Origin of the sequence: Streptoalloteichus hindustanus (assembly GCF_900129375.1) — a bacterium.
GTDB classification, from domain to species: Bacteria; Actinomycetota; Actinomycetes; order Mycobacteriales; family Pseudonocardiaceae; genus Streptoalloteichus; species Streptoalloteichus hindustanus.
In genome coordinates this window covers 222,272-237,133 of sequence record NZ_FQVN01000004.1, presented here as the reverse complement: position 1 = coordinate 237,133, position 14,862 = coordinate 222,272, and the positions used below count along the sequence as shown (strand labels likewise).

Below are 14,862 nucleotides of genomic sequence, written 5' to 3'. Positions count from 1 at the left end.
GCCCGACCCGGAAGCCCGATCCGGTGACACGACGTCCGCCAGGATGCGACCTCCCCGCCGCCGTGACTGGCGCAGACCAACAACTTCCCCGAGCCAAGATCTCGGCTCGCCGCATTCGACGCCAACCTCAGAACCTGTGGCCAGAACACCCGATCCCACAAGGTAAAGTCGCAGGTCAGGAAGTCTCGGCCCCGCGCACGCGGGGGTGGCTCGGCGGCCGTGGTGCGGGTGCTCCGTGAGGTCGGCTCGGCCCCGCGCATGCGGGGGGCTCGACAGATCACCGCATCGCGGTGCACGAGTCAGCAGGCGCGTCTGCGTTGGCCAGGCGGTCGATGATTTCCTCGGCTCGCAGCACCTGGGCGAAGCCCTTGCGGAGGACGGCGAGTTCGGGTTCCTGGCGGGACTCGTCGTCGGTCGCCGTGAGGTCCGCGCCGAACACGACGTGGTATCCGCGTTCGTAGGCTTGGCGGGCGGTGGTGCCGCAGCAGTAGTTGGTGAGCGTTCCGGTGACGATGACCGTGTCCCTGCCGAGGTTGCGCAGGATCGTGTCGAGCGGGGTGTCGTAGAACGCGCCGTAGGAGGGCTTGCGGATCAGGACCTCGTCGTCGCGGTAGCCCATCTGGTCCCAGACCTCGGCGGGTCCCGGGCGACGCCAGTCGGTGTCGCCGTGCGGGAGGTGCCGCAGGGCGTGCGGGCGGTCCAGCCCGTGGTGCGTGTTGTCGAAGATGGTCCAGATCACCGGGATGTCCCGGTCCCGGCAGTGGTCGACCAGGGCCCGCAACCGGGGGGCCATCCGGGTCGCGGCCGGCACCCAGTACGGGCTCCAGCCGGGGCGGACGAACTCGTCCTGCATGTCGATGACCAGCAGCGCTGTCCGGTCGGGGTGGACCGCGAAGGACGCCAGCCCCTGCTCGTAGGCCGCTCGCGCCCGCTCCGTCACCCACGCCTCGGTGTACCGCATCACGTACCTCGATCCGATGTATGTCGATTCGATGTGGGACGGTAGCACCGTGCTGGAACTGGCGATCATGGGTTTTCTGGCGGAGGGGCCGCTGCACGGCTACGAGCTGCGCCGCAGGGTCGCGCGGTTGTCCGGGCACACCAGGCCGGTCAGCGACGGCAGCCTCTACCCGGCGATCAACCGTCTGGCCAGGGCGGGTCTGCTGACGCGGCGCGCCGAGCCGGGCGCTTCGGCCGCCCAGCGCCACGTGCTGAGCCTGACCGAGGACGGCCGCCGGGAGTTGCTGCGCCGGCTGCGGGAACCCGCCGACCAGGACATCACCGACAGCACCCGGTTCTTCACGATCCTGGCGTTTCTCTCCACACTGCCCGACATCGCCGAACAGCACGCCGTGCTGCGCCGTCGGCTGGAGTTCCTGGAGCGGCCGGCCAGCTTCTTCCACGACGGCGACCGCCCGCTGCGCGCGGCCGACGTCGACGATCCCTACCGCCGAGGCATGCTCGTTATCGCCCAGGCCACCAACCGGGCCGAACGCGCCTGGCTCCGCGAGATCCTCGACTGAACGCGCCAGAACGCCCGGCGGGCGTCCTCTGTGGACGGTGGTCCCCCGACGTCAGGACGGCAGATCTTCCCGTCGAGGAAAGGAAATCAGGGCTCTCTGCCCCAGGTCGCCTGTCGTTCCCCGGCACCACGCCCACCACGCCCGGCTCGCCTAGTCCGCGTCCCATCCCAGCGGGGACAGCCGGCCCAGATCCTCGTCCCGCTGCGCGAAGTCCGCGATTCCGGACCGGATGGTGTTGTGGAACGCCAGGATCTGCCCGTTCTGGAAGATCATGGTCTGGATGGCGCGCGTCTCGCCGGCCCTCGGCCCGGCCGGCACCCGCAGCACCGATGTCGTGCGCACCAGGAGGACGTCCGCGCACAGGGGTCGGCTGGCCACCCGCCGGATCGCGATCCGGCTTCCCCGGTAGAGGGTGTCGAGGATCTTCTGGTGTTCCCCGGCGATCACCTGCCGGCCGTGCTGCACCCGCCCCACCACGTCCACGAACTCGGCGTCCTCCGCGAAGTGCGCCGCCCACCCGGCGCCGTCACCGGCGTTCCAGACCCGCTGCAACTCGGCAACCACCTCGTCGACCGTCAGCACCGGCCCAGTATCGGTCCTCCACCCTGATCGAGGAACCCCGTGCGGGACACACGTCGGGCCGGTCACCAGGACCGGCCCGACAGCGTTCCTCAGAAGTCGAAGCGGGGCGCGGACCGGCTCAGCACCGTGGACTTCGCGCTGACCGACCAGACCGCCGACAGCTCGTCGGCGACAGCGGACAGCAGCCGGGGGACGTCCTCGGCCGCGCCGTCGTGCATCGCCTCGCTGACGATGAGCACCGTGCTGGTCGTGTCCCGGACGGCCGACAGACGGCTCTGCCGGTTCGTCCAGCGCCGCGCGTGGGCCCGGTTCTCGGCGTCGGCGAAGACGACCTCACGCGGGTCGGGGTTCTCGGTCTCGCCGGAGAAGGCGAGGTAGCTCTCGTCGCCGTGGGCGTGCCGGACCTCGATGTGGTCGGCGATCTCGGTGACGTCGAGGACCGCGATCGGGGTGGCGAACGCCAGCGAGACCGCGTTGCAGAGGTCGATCAGCGGGTGGATCTCGGGCAGCGACCCCTCCTTGCGGAACCGGCGCAGCAACGACTCCGAGGCGCACCGGTACTGCGTGGGCTTGAGACCCATGCGGGAGAACGCCCGGCGCCAGGCCTGGATCTCCGGCAGCTCCCCCTCGGCGGCCGTCGCGAGCCGCTCCTCTGCCGTCCGGTGGAACGGGGTCAGCCGGTCGCGCACCGAGACGTCGGCGGTGATGCCGTCGGCGACGAGCGCCCCGGGGACCAGCTCGGGGAACTCGCTCCAGATCTCGGTCGAGTGTTGGAAGTACATGGATTCCTCTCGTGGACGGGTCCTCTCGTGGACGGGCCCGGACGGTGGCGTCAGCCCTCGAACGCGAGCCGGGCGGCCAGCCCGAGGAAGGCGACGCCGAAGACCCGTTGCACCACGCTCAGCACGCGCGGGCGGTTGACGACGTAGCTCCGGATCCTCGCCGCGAACCAGCCGTACACCACGAAGACGAGGAACATCGCCAGCATGAAGACGCCGCTCAGCTCCAGCATCCTCGGAAACGCGTTCGACTCGGCGGTGTTGACGAACTGCGGCAGGAAAGCGAAGAAGAAAATGGTCAGCTTCGGGTTCAGGATGTTGAGCAGGATTCCCGAAACGATGACCCTCAACGCCGGGCGGGGCGCGGTGTCGCCCGCCTCCACCGCGAGCGTTTCCTTGTCGCGCAACGCTCCCCACGCCATGTAGACCAGGTAGGCGACACCGAGGTACTTGAGGATCTGGAACGCCAACGCGCTGGTGTGGAGCAGCGCGGCCAGCCCGGTGATCGCCGCGGCCATGTGCGGCACGATGCCCAGCGTGCACCCGACCGCCGCGACGGCGCTGGCCCGGGTTCCCCTGGCCAGCCCGGCCGCCATCGTGTAGAGCACCCCGGGGCCCGGTGTCACGACCACGATCAGGGTCGTCACCAGGAATTCGAGACTCACTGCGCCCTCCCAGCGGGACAGCGGACGAGCGGCGACATCCGGCCCCCAGGCTGTCTGATCACGTCTTCCGCCCGGATCACCCTACTCTTCCCGCGCGCTCGCCGAATCAGAGAACGTCACTCCGGTCGAACGGCGCGGCCACGGTGCCCGGGTGCCGCGAGATCCGGAGCCAGGACCGGCTAACGTCGCCGCCATGTACGTGAAGTTGTGCGGGTTGCGCACCGACGCCGACGTCGCCGCCGCGATCGAGGCGGGCGCCTCCGCCGTCGGGTTCGTGTTCGGGGAGAGCGTGCGTCAGGTCGACCTCGACACCGCCCGGCGGCTGGTGGCGCGGACGCCGCCGCACGTGCTCGCGGTCGGGGTCTTCGGCGGGGTGCCCGTCGACCAGGTGCGGCGGCTCGCCACCGCTTCCGGCGTCGGCGCCGTCCAGCTGCACGGCGACTACCCCCGCGCCGCGTTCGACGACCTCGCCGACCTGCCGGCGACGCTGATCCGCGCGACCGCGCTCACGCCCGAGACCGACGTCCGGGTCGGCGCGTACGGCGAGGAGATGTTGCTGCTGGACTCGCCGGTCGCCGGCTCCGGGCACCAGTGGGATCTCGACCGTCTCGACGGGGCGCGCCCGGAGGGCCGTTGGCTGCTCGCGGGCGGTCTGTCGCCGCGGAACGTGGGCGCGGCCGTCGAGCGCGCGAGGCCGTGGGGTGTGGACGTCTCCAGCGGGATCGAGTCCCGGCGCGGCGTGAAGGACCACGGGCTGATGCGGGAGTTCGTGGCGGCCGCCCGGGAGGCGGCCGGGAGCCCGGCTCGTTAGTCGCCGGCAGCCGGCTCGCTCGCGGGCGCCGGCGCGGGAAGCCTGCGGGTCGCCTGCTCCCCATTCGGTTGGCGCATCAGGCTTTCGCGGACGGGAAACGGGGACATGCGCGAGGGCATGTCCCCGCGGGTGAGCCGGTTGAGGCGCTCACGCGTGAAGAGCCCTTCTCCCCCACCACGACGCGATCCGATGGCGCTTCCGGCGCGAGGATTTCCCTTGCTTCCCACGAGTTTGGGCGCACCCTCACGTCATCGTGGATCTCGATCAGGGCGTCCGTTCCCCACGACAACGAGGCATTCTCCAGTTCCCACGCGATCGCGTCCGCCGCCGCGCGACCGGCGGCTCACCGCGGCGGCTCCTCGGCTCCCGCTCCTGTCGGCTCCGCTACGGGCCACGCCCGGGGGAACGGCACCCGCAGTGCTTCCGCCGCGACCGGCGTGTGCTCGGCAGCGGCGTGCAGTCGCCCGTCGCGCAGGACAATCGCGCCGCTGCGGAGCATCGTGTCGACGAGCTCCGCGGCGAGTGCCTCGGGCGTTCTGCCCAGCAACCGCGCGGCGTCGGTCAGCCACATCCGCGCGTGCAGGTAGGGCTCGACCTCGTCGACGGGCAGGCCGCCGCGGATCATCAGGGCGAACGCGAAGATCCGCCGCGCGCCGTACCAGACCGCCCCAGCCGGATCGTCGACGAGGCGCTGGGCGCGGCGGAGCGCGGTGGCGAACGCCGCGCCGGCGTCAGTGGGGATCGGCCCGTGGGAGGGCAGCACCACGCGCGGGGAGAGGTCGACCAGCCGGTGCAGGGAGGCGAGCGCGGTGGCCGCCGCTTCCGGGCCGTCGAGCGCGGTGTTCACCCATCCCACGTCGTAGTCCGAGAGCGCGTCTCCGACCACCAGCAGCCGCTCCTCCGGCTGCCACAGCGACAGGTGGCCGGGCGTGTGCCCCGGTGTGCGAACGACCTCCCAGTCGGCGTCGCCGAGCCGGAGGAGCTGTCCGTCCACAAGGGACACGTCAACGGTGTAGGCGTTGACCGGCTGGTCGAGGTACTCCGCCAGGCAGCAGCCCGGGTCCCGCCGGGCGATGGCCTCGGCGTCCGGAGCGCTCGCCGCGATCCCCGCGCCCGCCGCCTGCAGCAGCGCGTTCCCTCCCACGTGGTCGGAGTGCCAGTGGGTGTTCACGACCAGCGCGAGATCGCTGGTGCGCGCGCGGACCCACGCGGCGGTTTCCTCGGCGTGGCCGACGAAACCGCTGTCCACGAGGGCGGGCTGGCGCCCGTGCGCCAGAAGGAGGTTCGCGTCGGGGAACGGCCTGCGCTGCCAGGTCAACCAGGCTGGTAACCGGTCGTCGTCGAAAGACATGGATCTCCTTCCGGGCCATCGGGCCGATGGGGCCGTGACGTGCCTGGGCACGAAGCTAGCCGGCGCACACCGTCTCAGGGCGCTCGGGTGACCCGGTCGTCACACAGCCCACGCGGGAAGTGGCTCGCAGAGCTCACGCCAGCGCTTCGGCAGGCCCTCGGCCCCGACGTGCGTGGCGACGATTCCCCCGACGATGGCGCAGGTGGTGTCGATGTCACCGCCGGTGCTCGCCGTGGTCCAGAAGGCTTGCTCGTAGTCGGCGAGGTTGCGGGCCGCCGCCCACAGCGCGTAGGGCACGGTGTCGTGGGCGCTGGTGTTGCGGCCGTTGCCCAACTCGCGCACGGCGATCTCGGCGGACGGCACGTGCGCCAACCCTCTGGCGCACCGGACGCCGTGGTGCACCCGCCCCGGCGGCACGTGCTCCAGGACGCGGTCGAGGAAGTCCCGGGGCTCCGGTGGGTTCGGGTCGGCCGCCAGCGCGGCGGCGACCGCGACGGCGACCGCGCCCGCCACGCCGTCGGGGTGGGTGTGCGTGACTTCGGCGGACAACGCGGCCTGGCGCGCCGCTTCGGCGAGGTCGTCGGCGAACCACGCGCCGAGCGGGGCCACCCGCATCGCCGCCCCGTTGCCCCAGGAGCCCTGGCCGTCGAACAGGTCGGTGGCGAGCTCACGCCACGCGCCGCCCTGCCGGACCAACCGCAGGAGCCGGTTCACTCCCGGGCCGTAGCCGCGGTCGAAGTCGTGGTGCTCGGCGAAACTGGTCGCCAACGCGTCCTGGTCGACGTGGCCGGACCGTGCCAGCACGGCGAAGACCGAGCAGGCCATCTCAGCGTCGTCCGTCCACCGCCACGGGCCGGGTGGAAGGCTCCGCGTCGTCAGGAAGTCGCGGTTGGCGGGAACGAAGAACTGCGAGCCCAGCGCGTCGCCGAGGGCCAGTCCGTGCAGGGAGTTCAACGCACGTGTTCGTCGGTCGGTGGTCATCGCAACCATCCTCGCAGAGCTCCCGGGCGTGGTGGACGAGGAGTTGGACCTGTCGTGCGCGTCACGCCGGTCGTCGGCGTGGGCGAAGCGAAGCCGCCTTCATCCCTGTCACCCCACTCGACCGGGACGTCCACCGAATGCTTCCCTGGTCCTGAGGGCACCGCTGTCGCCAGCGGTCGTCCCGCCCCCGTGGCAGAGAGCCGGATCCGGAAGGACACGAATGCTTGAGGTACGCCAGGCCCACGTCTCCGACCACCGCGCGCTCGTCGAGTGCGTGCAGAGCTGGTGGGGCGACTCGCGCACGCCCGAGGAGGCCCGTGAGCTGTCCCTGCTGCTGCCCAGGCTTTTCCTGCAGTTCTTCTCCAGCACCAGCCTGGTGGTGCGGGACGGCACGGGGATCAGGGCGTTCCTGGTCGGCTTCCACGCCGCCGACAACGAGACCGAGGCCTACATCCACTTCGTGGGCGTGGACCCCCAGCTGCGCGGACAGGGCATCGCCCGGAGGCTCTACGAGGCGTTCTTCCAGCGCGCCGCCGAGGCGGGGCGCCGCGAGGTGCGCGCGATCACCTCCCCGAACAACGCCGGCTCCATCGCGTTCCACCAGGCGTTGGGTTTCACGCTCGAACCGGGCGATCGCGAGGTTGACGGGCTGTCCGTCCACAGTGACTACGACGGTCCCGGGCAGGATCGGGTGTGCTTCCACCGGAGGATCACGTCGGCCGCCGACTCGCCGCTGCGTCCACAGTAGACGCCCGTGCCTCTCCTCAGCGGCTGACCGCGCCCACCACCGCAACCGGTCGACCACCGACCGACACGCCGTCGACGGACACTGTGGACGGTTCCCGCCGTCGGTCTACTCCTCCGCGTGGCAGCGCCCCGAGGTGACCAGTTCCTCGATCAGTTCGGCGAGCCGGTACATCCAGGTGTCCGGGCCGAGGAACATGCGCTGGGAGATCACGAAGCCGGTCCGGTCCGCGGCGTGCTCGGCCGCGGGGCAGCCGTCGTTGCGGTACTGGATGGGGTTGTCGCGGAACATCGGGCGGCGGTACACCGGGTCGAGGTGGCCTTCGTGGGCGGAGACCCCTTCCGCCCGGAGGGCCCGGACGAGCCGGTCGCGCGACAGTCCCTCCGCGTGCTCGTGGTCCAGGCGCAGCGGCACCGAGTACACGCTCCACCGGGTCGTCTCGGCCGGTGGGCGCACCGGGACGACGGCCGGGCCGAGGAGTTCGCGCAGCAGGGCCACGTTGCGCTGACGCCGGTCGATCTCGTCGTCCAGCCGGGGCAGCCGCGCCCGGAGGATCGCCGCCTGGAACGGTGTCAGCCGGGCGTTCGTCGAGATCTCGTGGCACTCCTGCTCGGGCGCGCCCGGCATCCAGAAACCGTGGTGGAACGCGTACATGCGGCCGGCCAGTCGGGCGTCGTCGGTGGCGACCGCTCCGCCCTCGCCGCAGGTGAGCTGCTTCTCGTGGTGGAAGCTGAAGGTGCCCACGTCGCCGACGGTGCCCACCTGGCGACCCCGCCACTGCGAACCGGCCGCCTGCGCGCAGTCCTCGACCAGGAAGAGCGAGTCCCTCGCGCACACGCTGACGACGGCGTCGAGGTTGACGGGCACGCCCGACAGGTGGACGACCAGCACCCCCACAGTCCGGTCCGTCACGCGCTCGGCGATCGAGTCGGGCGAGACCGTGTAGGTCAGGGGGTCGATGTCGGCGAAGACGGGGATGGCGCGCATCCGGACGACCGGCGACACCGTGGCGAAGAAGGTCGACGCCGGGACGATCACCTCGTCCCCCGGCTCGACCCCGAGGGCGGACAGCGCGAGTTCGATGGCGACAGTGCCGTTGGTGACCGCGGTGACGTGGTTGCACCCGAGGTACGCACCGAACTCCCGCTCGAACTGTCCCGCCTCGCCCTCGGACCAGTTGGCGTCCCGACTGCGCGTCCAGACACCGGAGTCGAGAACCCGTTGCAGGGCGGCGGTTTCCGCGTCCGTCGGCGCCGGCCACAGCACCTTCGTCTTCTCCGTGTCGAAGGCCGGCGCGCCACCGTCAACAGCAAGCGTTCGCATGGTCACTCTCCTCTTCGGACTGTGCTTCGGGCCGCGGCCGCGGCGCCGGGACCCGGCCCACCGGCCGAGCGGGTTTCCCGATCTCCGCCGGCCGGCCGCGGTTCCTGGCCCGGAAGCCGTTCAGGGCCTCGGCGAGGCGGTCCAGCGACAGCAGCCGGACCCGGTCGCCGGTGATCCGCCAGTCGGCGGGGTGCAGGCCGAGCGCGTGGCAGACCCACCGCCACTGGTCCTCCGCGTCGGTCCGGTTCCCGCGCACCTTCAGCGTGAACTCGAAGTCCCGGGACAGAGCGTCCTCGAAGAGGTGCGCGTTGGCCGGGGACAGCCGCGCCGAGAACCAGGCGGCCGCCAGCAAACCCGAGTAGTCGGGGGACCTGATCTGGTCGGTGACGGTGCGCGAGAAGAAGTTCTCGTAGCCGTTCTTCCGGTTGTAGGGGTCCACGTCGGCGGCCACCCGCAGCAGCCACCGGCGCGGAGATCCCTCGGCTCGGGTGCGCAGCGGGCCGATCGTGCCGACCTCCGGCACGAACTCGTCACCGCGCCACCCACCGCGCACGCAGCTCAGCCGCTCGCCGATGTCCACGTCCTCGCCCAGCCGGCGGTCCGGTGTGTAGCCGCCCATCACGGCGAAGGCCTCGGCGGACACCGCGGAGTTCCAGCCGCTCGTGACCACCCTGTTCCAGGTGAAGTCGTACCGCGGATTGCGGTGCGGCCGCAACGACTCCCGGGCGAGGTACGCCTCGGTGAAGTTCCAGGACCTCCGCAACGCGACCAGCAGGTCGTTCTCGCACATGACCCAGGGGCAGCGGTCCTGCTGGCCCCGCACGCCGTCCAGCTCGGGACGGGCGTCCAGCACCGCGACCTGGATGGCCAACTGGCGCGGATCGAGCCAGACGGTGTCGGCGTCCTCCAGGGCGAAGTACACCGGCTCCGGGTAGTTCTCGCGCGCCAGCAGGCGCGCGATCGTGATGTCCGCGCCGAGCCTGCGGACCAGGGTCAGCGGGTACGGCTCGTCGACGTCGAGCTCCACGTCGACGAAGTGGAAGTCGTCGGCCCGTTCGCCCGCCGCCGCGCGGAACTCCGCGAAGACGGCGGCGGAGTCGTCGGGCCGCTCTCCGGCCAGGCGGTTGTTGACGACCAGAACGTCGAAGAAGCGCGGCGGAAGCGGTGTGCGGTCCAGGGCGCGCTGGTTGGCGTAGACGTCGAGGAACTGGCGCAGGTACCCGGCTTCGAAGCGGGCGGGGACCTGCACGGAGATCCGGCACCGCGGGTCGATGGCGGGCAGGGCGTCGGCCAGCGCGCGGACCCGATCCCGGTGCGCCGTGGGCAGTGCGTCGAAGTACTGGCGGAGGCGCGCGCGTTCGCGACGGGCCGACCGGTGGATGGCGGAGCCGTCCGGCTGGACCAGCCCCCGGGACGTGCGGCGGTAGGGCGCGCTTCCCGCGAGCGGGCCGAGGTTCTCCAGGTGCGCGGTCATGGAAAGGGGCATCAGCACCACCTTGGTGTTCGGCGTAATGCCGGAAAACTGTCCGTACCCCGCGAGCCGAATTGACGCTAGCAACGCGGTGTGGACGCAGCAAGGGAACGACCAGCTCCGCGTGCCCATTCCACCCGTGCCGCTGAAACCCGTCCGGGGTATTGCTCAGCACCGCACCCGGCCACCGCCGGCACCTGCCCCGGTAGGGCCGGGACCAGCGAGGAGTGTTGGCGTTGCTGGGAAAGCCGACTCCCAGTACGGTCCGGGACCACAACACCCTGGCACGGCACCAATCCCCACTCCGCGCAGCGCCGCTCGTCCACGCCAGTTCCGTTCCCGCCTCGGCCGGTTCCTCGTCAGGTGAGTGCTGGAAATGACGTCGCCCGGCCGCCCGCGGTGGTTCGACAACGCCGGCGGCCCTGTGCGCGACAACAGCGGAGGTCACGTCGTGAGTCAGCTCCCGGAACAGCTCCCGGAACAGTTTCCGGAACACATCCCGGACGCGGCGCCGGTCGGTGTGGGCGTGGTCGGCGCGGGCATGATCAGCCGGTCCTACGCGCGGCACCTCGGGCGACATCCCGAAGTCCGGCTCCTGGCCTGCGCGGACATCGATCCCGAACGCGCCGCGGCGTTGGCCGCGCTGGTTCCCGGCATGCGCGTGGGCGAGGTCGACGCCCTGCTCGCCGACCCCGAGGTCGAGATCCTGCTCAACCTCACCCGTCCCCGGGACCACGTGGCGGTGGGGCTGCGCGCCCTGGCGACGGGTTGCCACGTGTACAGCGAGAAACCACTCGCCGTCGACCGCGCGGAGGCCCGGCGGCTGGTCACCGCCGCGAACGCGTCCCGGGTGCGCCTGGCCAGCGCGCCCGACACGTTCCTCTCTCCCGCGTTCCAGGAGTGCCGGCGAGCGATCGACGCGGGGCTGATCGGCCGCCCGGTCAGCGTGACCGCGGAAACCCTGTGCGCCGGCCCGGAATGGTGGCACCCCGACCCGGCCTTCTTCTACCACCGGGGCGGCGGGCCGCTGTTCGACATGGGCCCCTACCACCTCACCGCGCTGGTGGCGGTGCTCGGCGCGGTCACCGGTGTGTGCGCGAGCGCCACCAGGACGTGGCCACACAGGACAGTCACCAGCGAACCCCGCGCGGGCCAGGTCATCGACGTCGAGGTGCTGACGCACCTGTGTGCGGTGCTGGAGTTCGCCGGTGGTGTCATCGGCACGCTGACGACGTCGTTCGACGTGGCGACCGAGCGGTCCCGGCTGGAGATCCACGGCAGCGAGGGCACGCTGCGGTGTCCGGACCCCAGCGGGTACGACGGCCCAGTGCTGTTGCGGGCCCGGGGCGCCACCGAGTGGACCGAGCTGGCCGGACCGAGCTCCACCGGCTCACGGCCTCCGGTGCGACGCGGCGCCGGCGTGGTCGACCTGGCCCGGGCCCTGCGCGCCGGGACCGACCACCGCGCCAACGGCGATCTCGCCTTCCACGTCGTGGACGTCATGCAATCGATCCTGGAGTCCGCTCGGGACGGCCGACGGGTTCCGGTGGTCAGCGACTGCCGCCGGCCCGAACCGTTGGCGGACCCGGAACCGGCTTCCGCGGGCCAGGTCTGTCCTTAGTGGACAGTGCGGGCGTCCTTCAGCGGGCAGTACGAGCGTCAGACCGCCCTGCGGTCACGCACCCGACACCGCGCCACGAAGACCGAGTGAATGTCCACATAGGACAAAGGTGGTCAGCCGCACGAGTCGCCGAGCAGCTCGGAGGTCTGCGCCACCTGGATGGCCCGCACGTAGCCGAGGGAGGCGTCGAGCGCGTCCGCCCGCCACGCCGTGCGCTGCTGCGGCGAACAGTCGCCGGCGAGCGCGACCGTCGCGTCGACGATCTCCCTCGCCGTCTCCTCGGTCAGCCCGTCGGTGACGACCAGCCGGCGCACCGGCGTGACCGTGGCCAGCCCCTCGATCATCTGGCTGGGCCTGGCGCCGTCGTCGAGAACCAGCAACACCGGCTTGTGCATGGCCGAGGCCCACCCCAGTTCCAGGCAGACGCCACCGGAGGGCGGCGTGCCGAGGTAGGCGCACACCACATCGGCCGTCTGCATGGCGCGGAAGTCGCTGGGCACGCACGTCTCGGGCGGCAGCCACCCCTGGCCCCAGCGCTCGTTGTGGTGCGCGCTGAACACCGGCAGACCCAGGTTGAGGAACGTCTGACGCAGGGCGGTGAGCCCCCGACGCGCGCGGGAGTCGACCACGCCGTCCGCGGACAGCCACTGGGCGAAGGGTGCCGCGAGGAACACCCGGAAGTCTTGGTGCATCTTTCCTCCTGGTCGCCGCGACCGGCGTGCCGCTAGCCCACGTCGAGCCCGCGCAGCCAGTCGTCGCGTTCGGTCAGTGCGTAGTAGGTGCTCAGGGAGAGGCAGCCGGACAGTGCGAACTCGGCCGGGCGCTTGGGGTAGTTCCGCAGGATGTACTCCGCGGCGTCAGCCGCGTTGAATGCCCGCACGGCCAACGGCAGGGCCTCGCGCTCGCCCGGCGTGAGGGGCCGCACCCGCTGGTAGGCGGTGAGCAGCTCGCGCATCGCCGGCAGGTCGAACCAGTCGCGCTCCCCCTTGGCCCAGTTGGTCAGCAGGGAGGCGATGTCGAAGACGAAGGGGCCGGCGTAGGACTCGTCGAAGTCGATCAGCGCCGCGATGGACTGGCCGTGGTTGGCGTCCGCGGGGTGGACCAGGATGTTGTCCGGCGCGAAGTCGTGGTGGATCGCCCCGGACGGCAGTGCCCGCTCCCGCAGCTCCGCCAGGTCGTCGAGCAGGCCGCGCAGGTGCTCGACGAGCCGGTCGGCGCCGGCCTTGCCGCCCAGGACCGCGTCGGTTTCCAGCGCCCGCAGCAAAGCCCGGATCCGGCCCCGGTCGGACCGGGAGCGCTCGACGCCGAAGGAGCAGCCGGCCGTCACCAGGTGCAGGCGGGCCGCCAGATCCGCGATCTGGGCGCCGCTCTCGCTCCGTCGGGGGTCGATCGGGACGCCCGCGACGAAGTCGAACAGCACCGCGTGGACGCCCGACTCGACGACCCGGCGCCGGCCGGTGGCGGTGCGCACGATCCGGGGTGTGGGAAATCCGTGGTTCACCAGGTGGTCGATGAGGTCGAGTTCGAAGTCGATCTCGTGCGCCGCCGTGACCTGATAGCACCGCAACACGTGGCGCGGCTCGGGATCACCCACGAGAAAAGTCAGATTGTCCGCGCCCTGACTCGCCGCACTCGCCATTTCTCCGGAGAATCCGTAGTGCGCCAGGATGTTGTCCAGCACATCGTTCGCCATCACTTGGCGGACACTAGCAACAAACACGGCGCGGCCGTCCGTCGACGCCGTCATCGGGCGGCGGACACCGTCAGAAGCGGTCCCTTGTCGGTGTAGCGCCCGCTCTGCTCCGCCAGCGCGAAGGCCTCCTGCTCGTGCTCGCGGACCCACCGCCACACCTTGAGCACGGCCTGCCCGCTCACCACGCCGTCCTCCGCGGTCATCGACGGGCCCACCTCCAGGTCCACCACCCTGGCCAGCTCGCGGTCGGCGACCGGGAAGCTCGCCGGCAGGGAGGGCCCGAGGCGTTCCCGCAGCCAGGCGATGGTGTGCAGCGCGGCGTGCGGCGGCTTCGCCGAGACGTTCTCCCACTCGATCGCCCGCACGACCCAGTCCCGGATCGGCGCGAACCGCTCGGGCAGGAGCACGACCTTGCGGAAGTACGAGTGGTAGAGGGTGTCCGGCACCGGCGCGGGCTCCAGCTCGGTGCCCCGCAGGACGGCGTCGTAGCTGTCGGACACCGCGCGCCGGACGACGACCAGCTCGTCCAGCTCCTCGACGCCCTGGATCCCGATGATCGCGTTCAGCTCCGGCATGACGTACGAGAACCCCATGACCCGGTGCGTGAACCAGCCGTTGTCCTTGCCCTTGTTGGCCACCCGGCGGATCTGCCTGGCCAGCTCGTCGTCGTCGGTGATCAGCATGCCGCCCTCGCCGCAGTTGATGTGCTTGCGGGGCGCGCCGAAGCTGAAGCAGCCCACGGTCCCGTTCGTGCCCATCGGCCGGTCGCGGAACCGGGCGCCGTGGCTCTGGCAGGCGTCCTCGATGACCAACAGCCCGTGCCGGTCCGCGAACTCGGTGAGCCGGTCGATGTCGCTCGGGTAGCCGTACATGTGCACCGGGAGGATCGCCTTCGTGCGCGGGGTCACCAGCGACTCGGCCGCGTCGAGGTCGATCTCGAAGCTCTCCGGGAGGCAGTCGACCAGCACCGGGACGCCGTTCTGCTGCAGGACCACCGTCGCGGCGGTGAAGAAGCAGCTCGTGGGGATCAGGACCTCGTCGCCGGGACCGATCCCGCACGCGGTGACCGCGGTGTGCAGGGCGCAGGTGCCGGAACTGACGGCGACGGCGTTGCGGACGCCGTGGTACTCGGCGAACCGCCGCTCGAACTCCGCGCACCAGGGGCCACCGTAGAAGTCGCTGAGCGCGCCGCTGGCCAGCAACTCGTCGATCCTCCTGCGCGTGTCCTCGGTCGGGACGAAGCGCGGCACGATCTTCCGCTCCCGCACCGGCTCTCCGCCAAGAATCGCCAAAGTGTCCATGCGCCACAAACCTCTT

At 71.4% G+C, this 14,862-nt stretch carries 15 protein-coding genes; 4 read left to right on the top strand and 11 right to left on the bottom strand.

Annotation, left to right across the window (positions count from 1 at the left end):
* Positions 1-277: 277 nt before the first annotated feature.
* Positions 278-961, bottom strand: a complete 684-nt coding sequence (locus tag BUE43_RS13900; protein WP_073483125.1) for a cysteine hydrolase family protein — start codon at positions 959-961, stop codon at positions 278-280.
* A gap of 16 nt (positions 962-977) precedes the next feature.
* Between BUE43_RS13900 and BUE43_RS13895 the strand changes: the two genes are divergently transcribed.
* On the top strand, positions 978-1,523 hold the full coding sequence (locus tag BUE43_RS13895; protein ID WP_234995717.1) for a PadR family transcriptional regulator: 546 nt from the start codon (positions 978-980) through the stop codon (positions 1,521-1,523).
* 150 nt (positions 1,524-1,673) lie between these two features.
* On the opposite strand, the gene BUE43_RS13890 is transcribed toward BUE43_RS13895, so the two are convergent.
* The 3 genes from BUE43_RS13890 to BUE43_RS13880 form a co-directional block, all read right to left on the bottom strand.
* Positions 1,674-2,105, bottom strand: a complete 432-nt coding sequence (locus BUE43_RS13890; protein WP_327083447.1) for an SgcJ/EcaC family oxidoreductase — start codon at positions 2,103-2,105, stop codon at positions 1,674-1,676.
* Between the two features lie 89 nt (positions 2,106-2,194).
* Complete coding sequence (locus BUE43_RS13885) at positions 2,195-2,887, bottom strand: B3/B4 domain-containing protein (protein WP_073483121.1); 693 nt, start codon at positions 2,885-2,887, stop codon at positions 2,195-2,197.
* Between the two features lie 50 nt (positions 2,888-2,937).
* The gene (locus tag BUE43_RS13880) at positions 2,938-3,549 is read right to left on the bottom strand and encodes a LysE family translocator (protein ID WP_073483119.1); all 612 of its coding nucleotides are present in this window, start codon (positions 3,547-3,549) and stop codon (positions 2,938-2,940) included.
* Between the two features lie 193 nt (positions 3,550-3,742).
* Here BUE43_RS13880 and BUE43_RS13875 point away from each other — a divergent pair, with 193 nt between their 5' ends.
* The gene (locus tag BUE43_RS13875) at positions 3,743-4,360 is read left to right on the top strand and encodes a phosphoribosylanthranilate isomerase (RefSeq protein ID WP_073483117.1); all 618 of its coding nucleotides are present in this window, start codon (positions 3,743-3,745) and stop codon (positions 4,358-4,360) included.
* A gap of 343 nt (positions 4,361-4,703) precedes the next feature.
* Here BUE43_RS13875 and BUE43_RS13870 read toward each other — a convergent pair whose 3' ends face one another.
* The gene (locus tag BUE43_RS13870) at positions 4,704-5,711 is read right to left on the bottom strand and encodes an MBL fold metallo-hydrolase (protein ID WP_073483114.1); all 1,008 of its coding nucleotides are present in this window, start codon (positions 5,709-5,711) and stop codon (positions 4,704-4,706) included.
* 99 nt (positions 5,712-5,810) lie between these two features.
* Entirely contained in the window at positions 5,811-6,692 is an 882-nt protein-coding gene (locus BUE43_RS13865; protein WP_143174156.1) for an ADP-ribosylglycohydrolase family protein, read from the bottom strand.
* A 220-nt stretch (positions 6,693-6,912) separates the two neighbouring features.
* On the opposite strand from BUE43_RS13865, the gene BUE43_RS13860 reads away from it, so the two are divergent.
* Positions 6,913-7,440, top strand: a complete 528-nt coding sequence (locus BUE43_RS13860; protein ID WP_073483110.1) for a GNAT family N-acetyltransferase — start codon at positions 6,913-6,915, stop codon at positions 7,438-7,440.
* 105 nt (positions 7,441-7,545) lie between these two features.
* Here the strand turns inward: BUE43_RS13860 and BUE43_RS13855 are convergent, their stop codons facing one another.
* The gene (locus tag BUE43_RS13855) at positions 7,546-8,760 is read right to left on the bottom strand and encodes a DegT/DnrJ/EryC1/StrS family aminotransferase (protein WP_073483108.1); all 1,215 of its coding nucleotides are present in this window, start codon (positions 8,758-8,760) and stop codon (positions 7,546-7,548) included.
* Positions 8,741-10,246, bottom strand: coding sequence for a glycosyltransferase family 2 protein (locus BUE43_RS13850; protein ID WP_143174155.1), 1,506 nt, complete (start codon positions 10,244-10,246; stop codon positions 8,741-8,743). The genes BUE43_RS13855 and BUE43_RS13850 overlap by 20 nt, the downstream gene beginning before the upstream one ends.
* Positions 10,247-10,682: 436 nt before the next feature.
* Here BUE43_RS13850 and BUE43_RS13845 point away from each other — a divergent pair, with 436 nt between their 5' ends.
* On the top strand, positions 10,683-11,852 hold the full coding sequence (locus tag BUE43_RS13845) for a Gfo/Idh/MocA family protein (protein ID WP_200797505.1): 1,170 nt from the start codon (positions 10,683-10,685) through the stop codon (positions 11,850-11,852).
* A gap of 113 nt (positions 11,853-11,965) precedes the next feature.
* Here the strand turns inward: BUE43_RS13845 and BUE43_RS13840 are convergent, their stop codons facing one another.
* The 3 genes from BUE43_RS13840 to BUE43_RS13830 are packed head-to-tail and all read right to left on the bottom strand — an operon-like array spanning position 11,966 to position 14,846.
* The gene (locus BUE43_RS13840; protein WP_073483104.1) at positions 11,966-12,544 is read right to left on the bottom strand and encodes a nucleoside 2-deoxyribosyltransferase; all 579 of its coding nucleotides are present in this window, start codon (positions 12,542-12,544) and stop codon (positions 11,966-11,968) included.
* 32 nt (positions 12,545-12,576) lie between these two features.
* On the bottom strand, positions 12,577-13,545 hold the full coding sequence (locus BUE43_RS13835; protein WP_234995747.1) for a phosphotransferase: 969 nt from the start codon (positions 13,543-13,545) through the stop codon (positions 12,577-12,579).
* Positions 13,546-13,595: 50 nt separating this feature from the next.
* Positions 13,596-14,846: a DegT/DnrJ/EryC1/StrS family aminotransferase gene (locus BUE43_RS13830; RefSeq protein WP_083959668.1), complete on the bottom strand. Its 1,251-nt coding sequence runs from the start codon at positions 14,844-14,846 to the stop codon at positions 13,596-13,598.
* Positions 14,847-14,862: the final 16 nt, after the last annotated feature.

Excerpts from the sequence above, each read along its gene's own strand:
- BUE43_RS13900 (WP_073483125.1), bottom strand. The coding sequence starts at position 961 with ATGCGGTACACCGAGGCGTGGGTGACGGAGCGGGCGCGAGCGGCCTAC.
- BUE43_RS13895 (WP_234995717.1), top strand. The coding sequence starts at position 978 with ATGTATGTCGATTCGATGTGGGACGGTAGCACCGTGCTGGAACTGGCG.
- BUE43_RS13885 (WP_073483121.1), bottom strand. The coding sequence starts at position 2,887 with ATGTACTTCCAACACTCGACCGAGATCTGGAGCGAGTTCCCCGAGCTG.
- BUE43_RS13875 (WP_073483117.1), top strand. The coding sequence starts at position 3,743 with ATGTACGTGAAGTTGTGCGGGTTGCGCACCGACGCCGACGTCGCCGCC.
- BUE43_RS13870 (WP_073483114.1), bottom strand. The coding sequence starts at position 5,711 with ATGTCTTTCGACGACGACCGGTTACCAGCCTGGTTGACCTGGCAGCGC.
- BUE43_RS13865 (WP_143174156.1), bottom strand. The coding sequence starts at position 6,692 with ATGACCACCGACCGACGAACACGTGCGTTGAACTCCCTGCACGGACTG.
- BUE43_RS13860 (WP_073483110.1), top strand. The coding sequence starts at position 6,913 with ATGCTTGAGGTACGCCAGGCCCACGTCTCCGACCACCGCGCGCTCGTC.
- BUE43_RS13855 (WP_073483108.1), bottom strand. The coding sequence starts at position 8,760 with ATGCGAACGCTTGCTGTTGACGGTGGCGCGCCGGCCTTCGACACGGAG.
- BUE43_RS13850 (WP_143174155.1), bottom strand. The coding sequence starts at position 10,246 with ATGCCCCTTTCCATGACCGCGCACCTGGAGAACCTCGGCCCGCTCGCG.
- BUE43_RS13840 (WP_073483104.1), bottom strand. The coding sequence starts at position 12,544 with ATGCACCAAGACTTCCGGGTGTTCCTCGCGGCACCCTTCGCCCAGTGG.
- BUE43_RS13835 (WP_234995747.1), bottom strand. The coding sequence starts at position 13,545 with ATGGCGAACGATGTGCTGGACAACATCCTGGCGCACTACGGATTCTCC.
- BUE43_RS13830 (WP_083959668.1), bottom strand. The coding sequence starts at position 14,846 with ATGGACACTTTGGCGATTCTTGGCGGAGAGCCGGTGCGGGAGCGGAAG.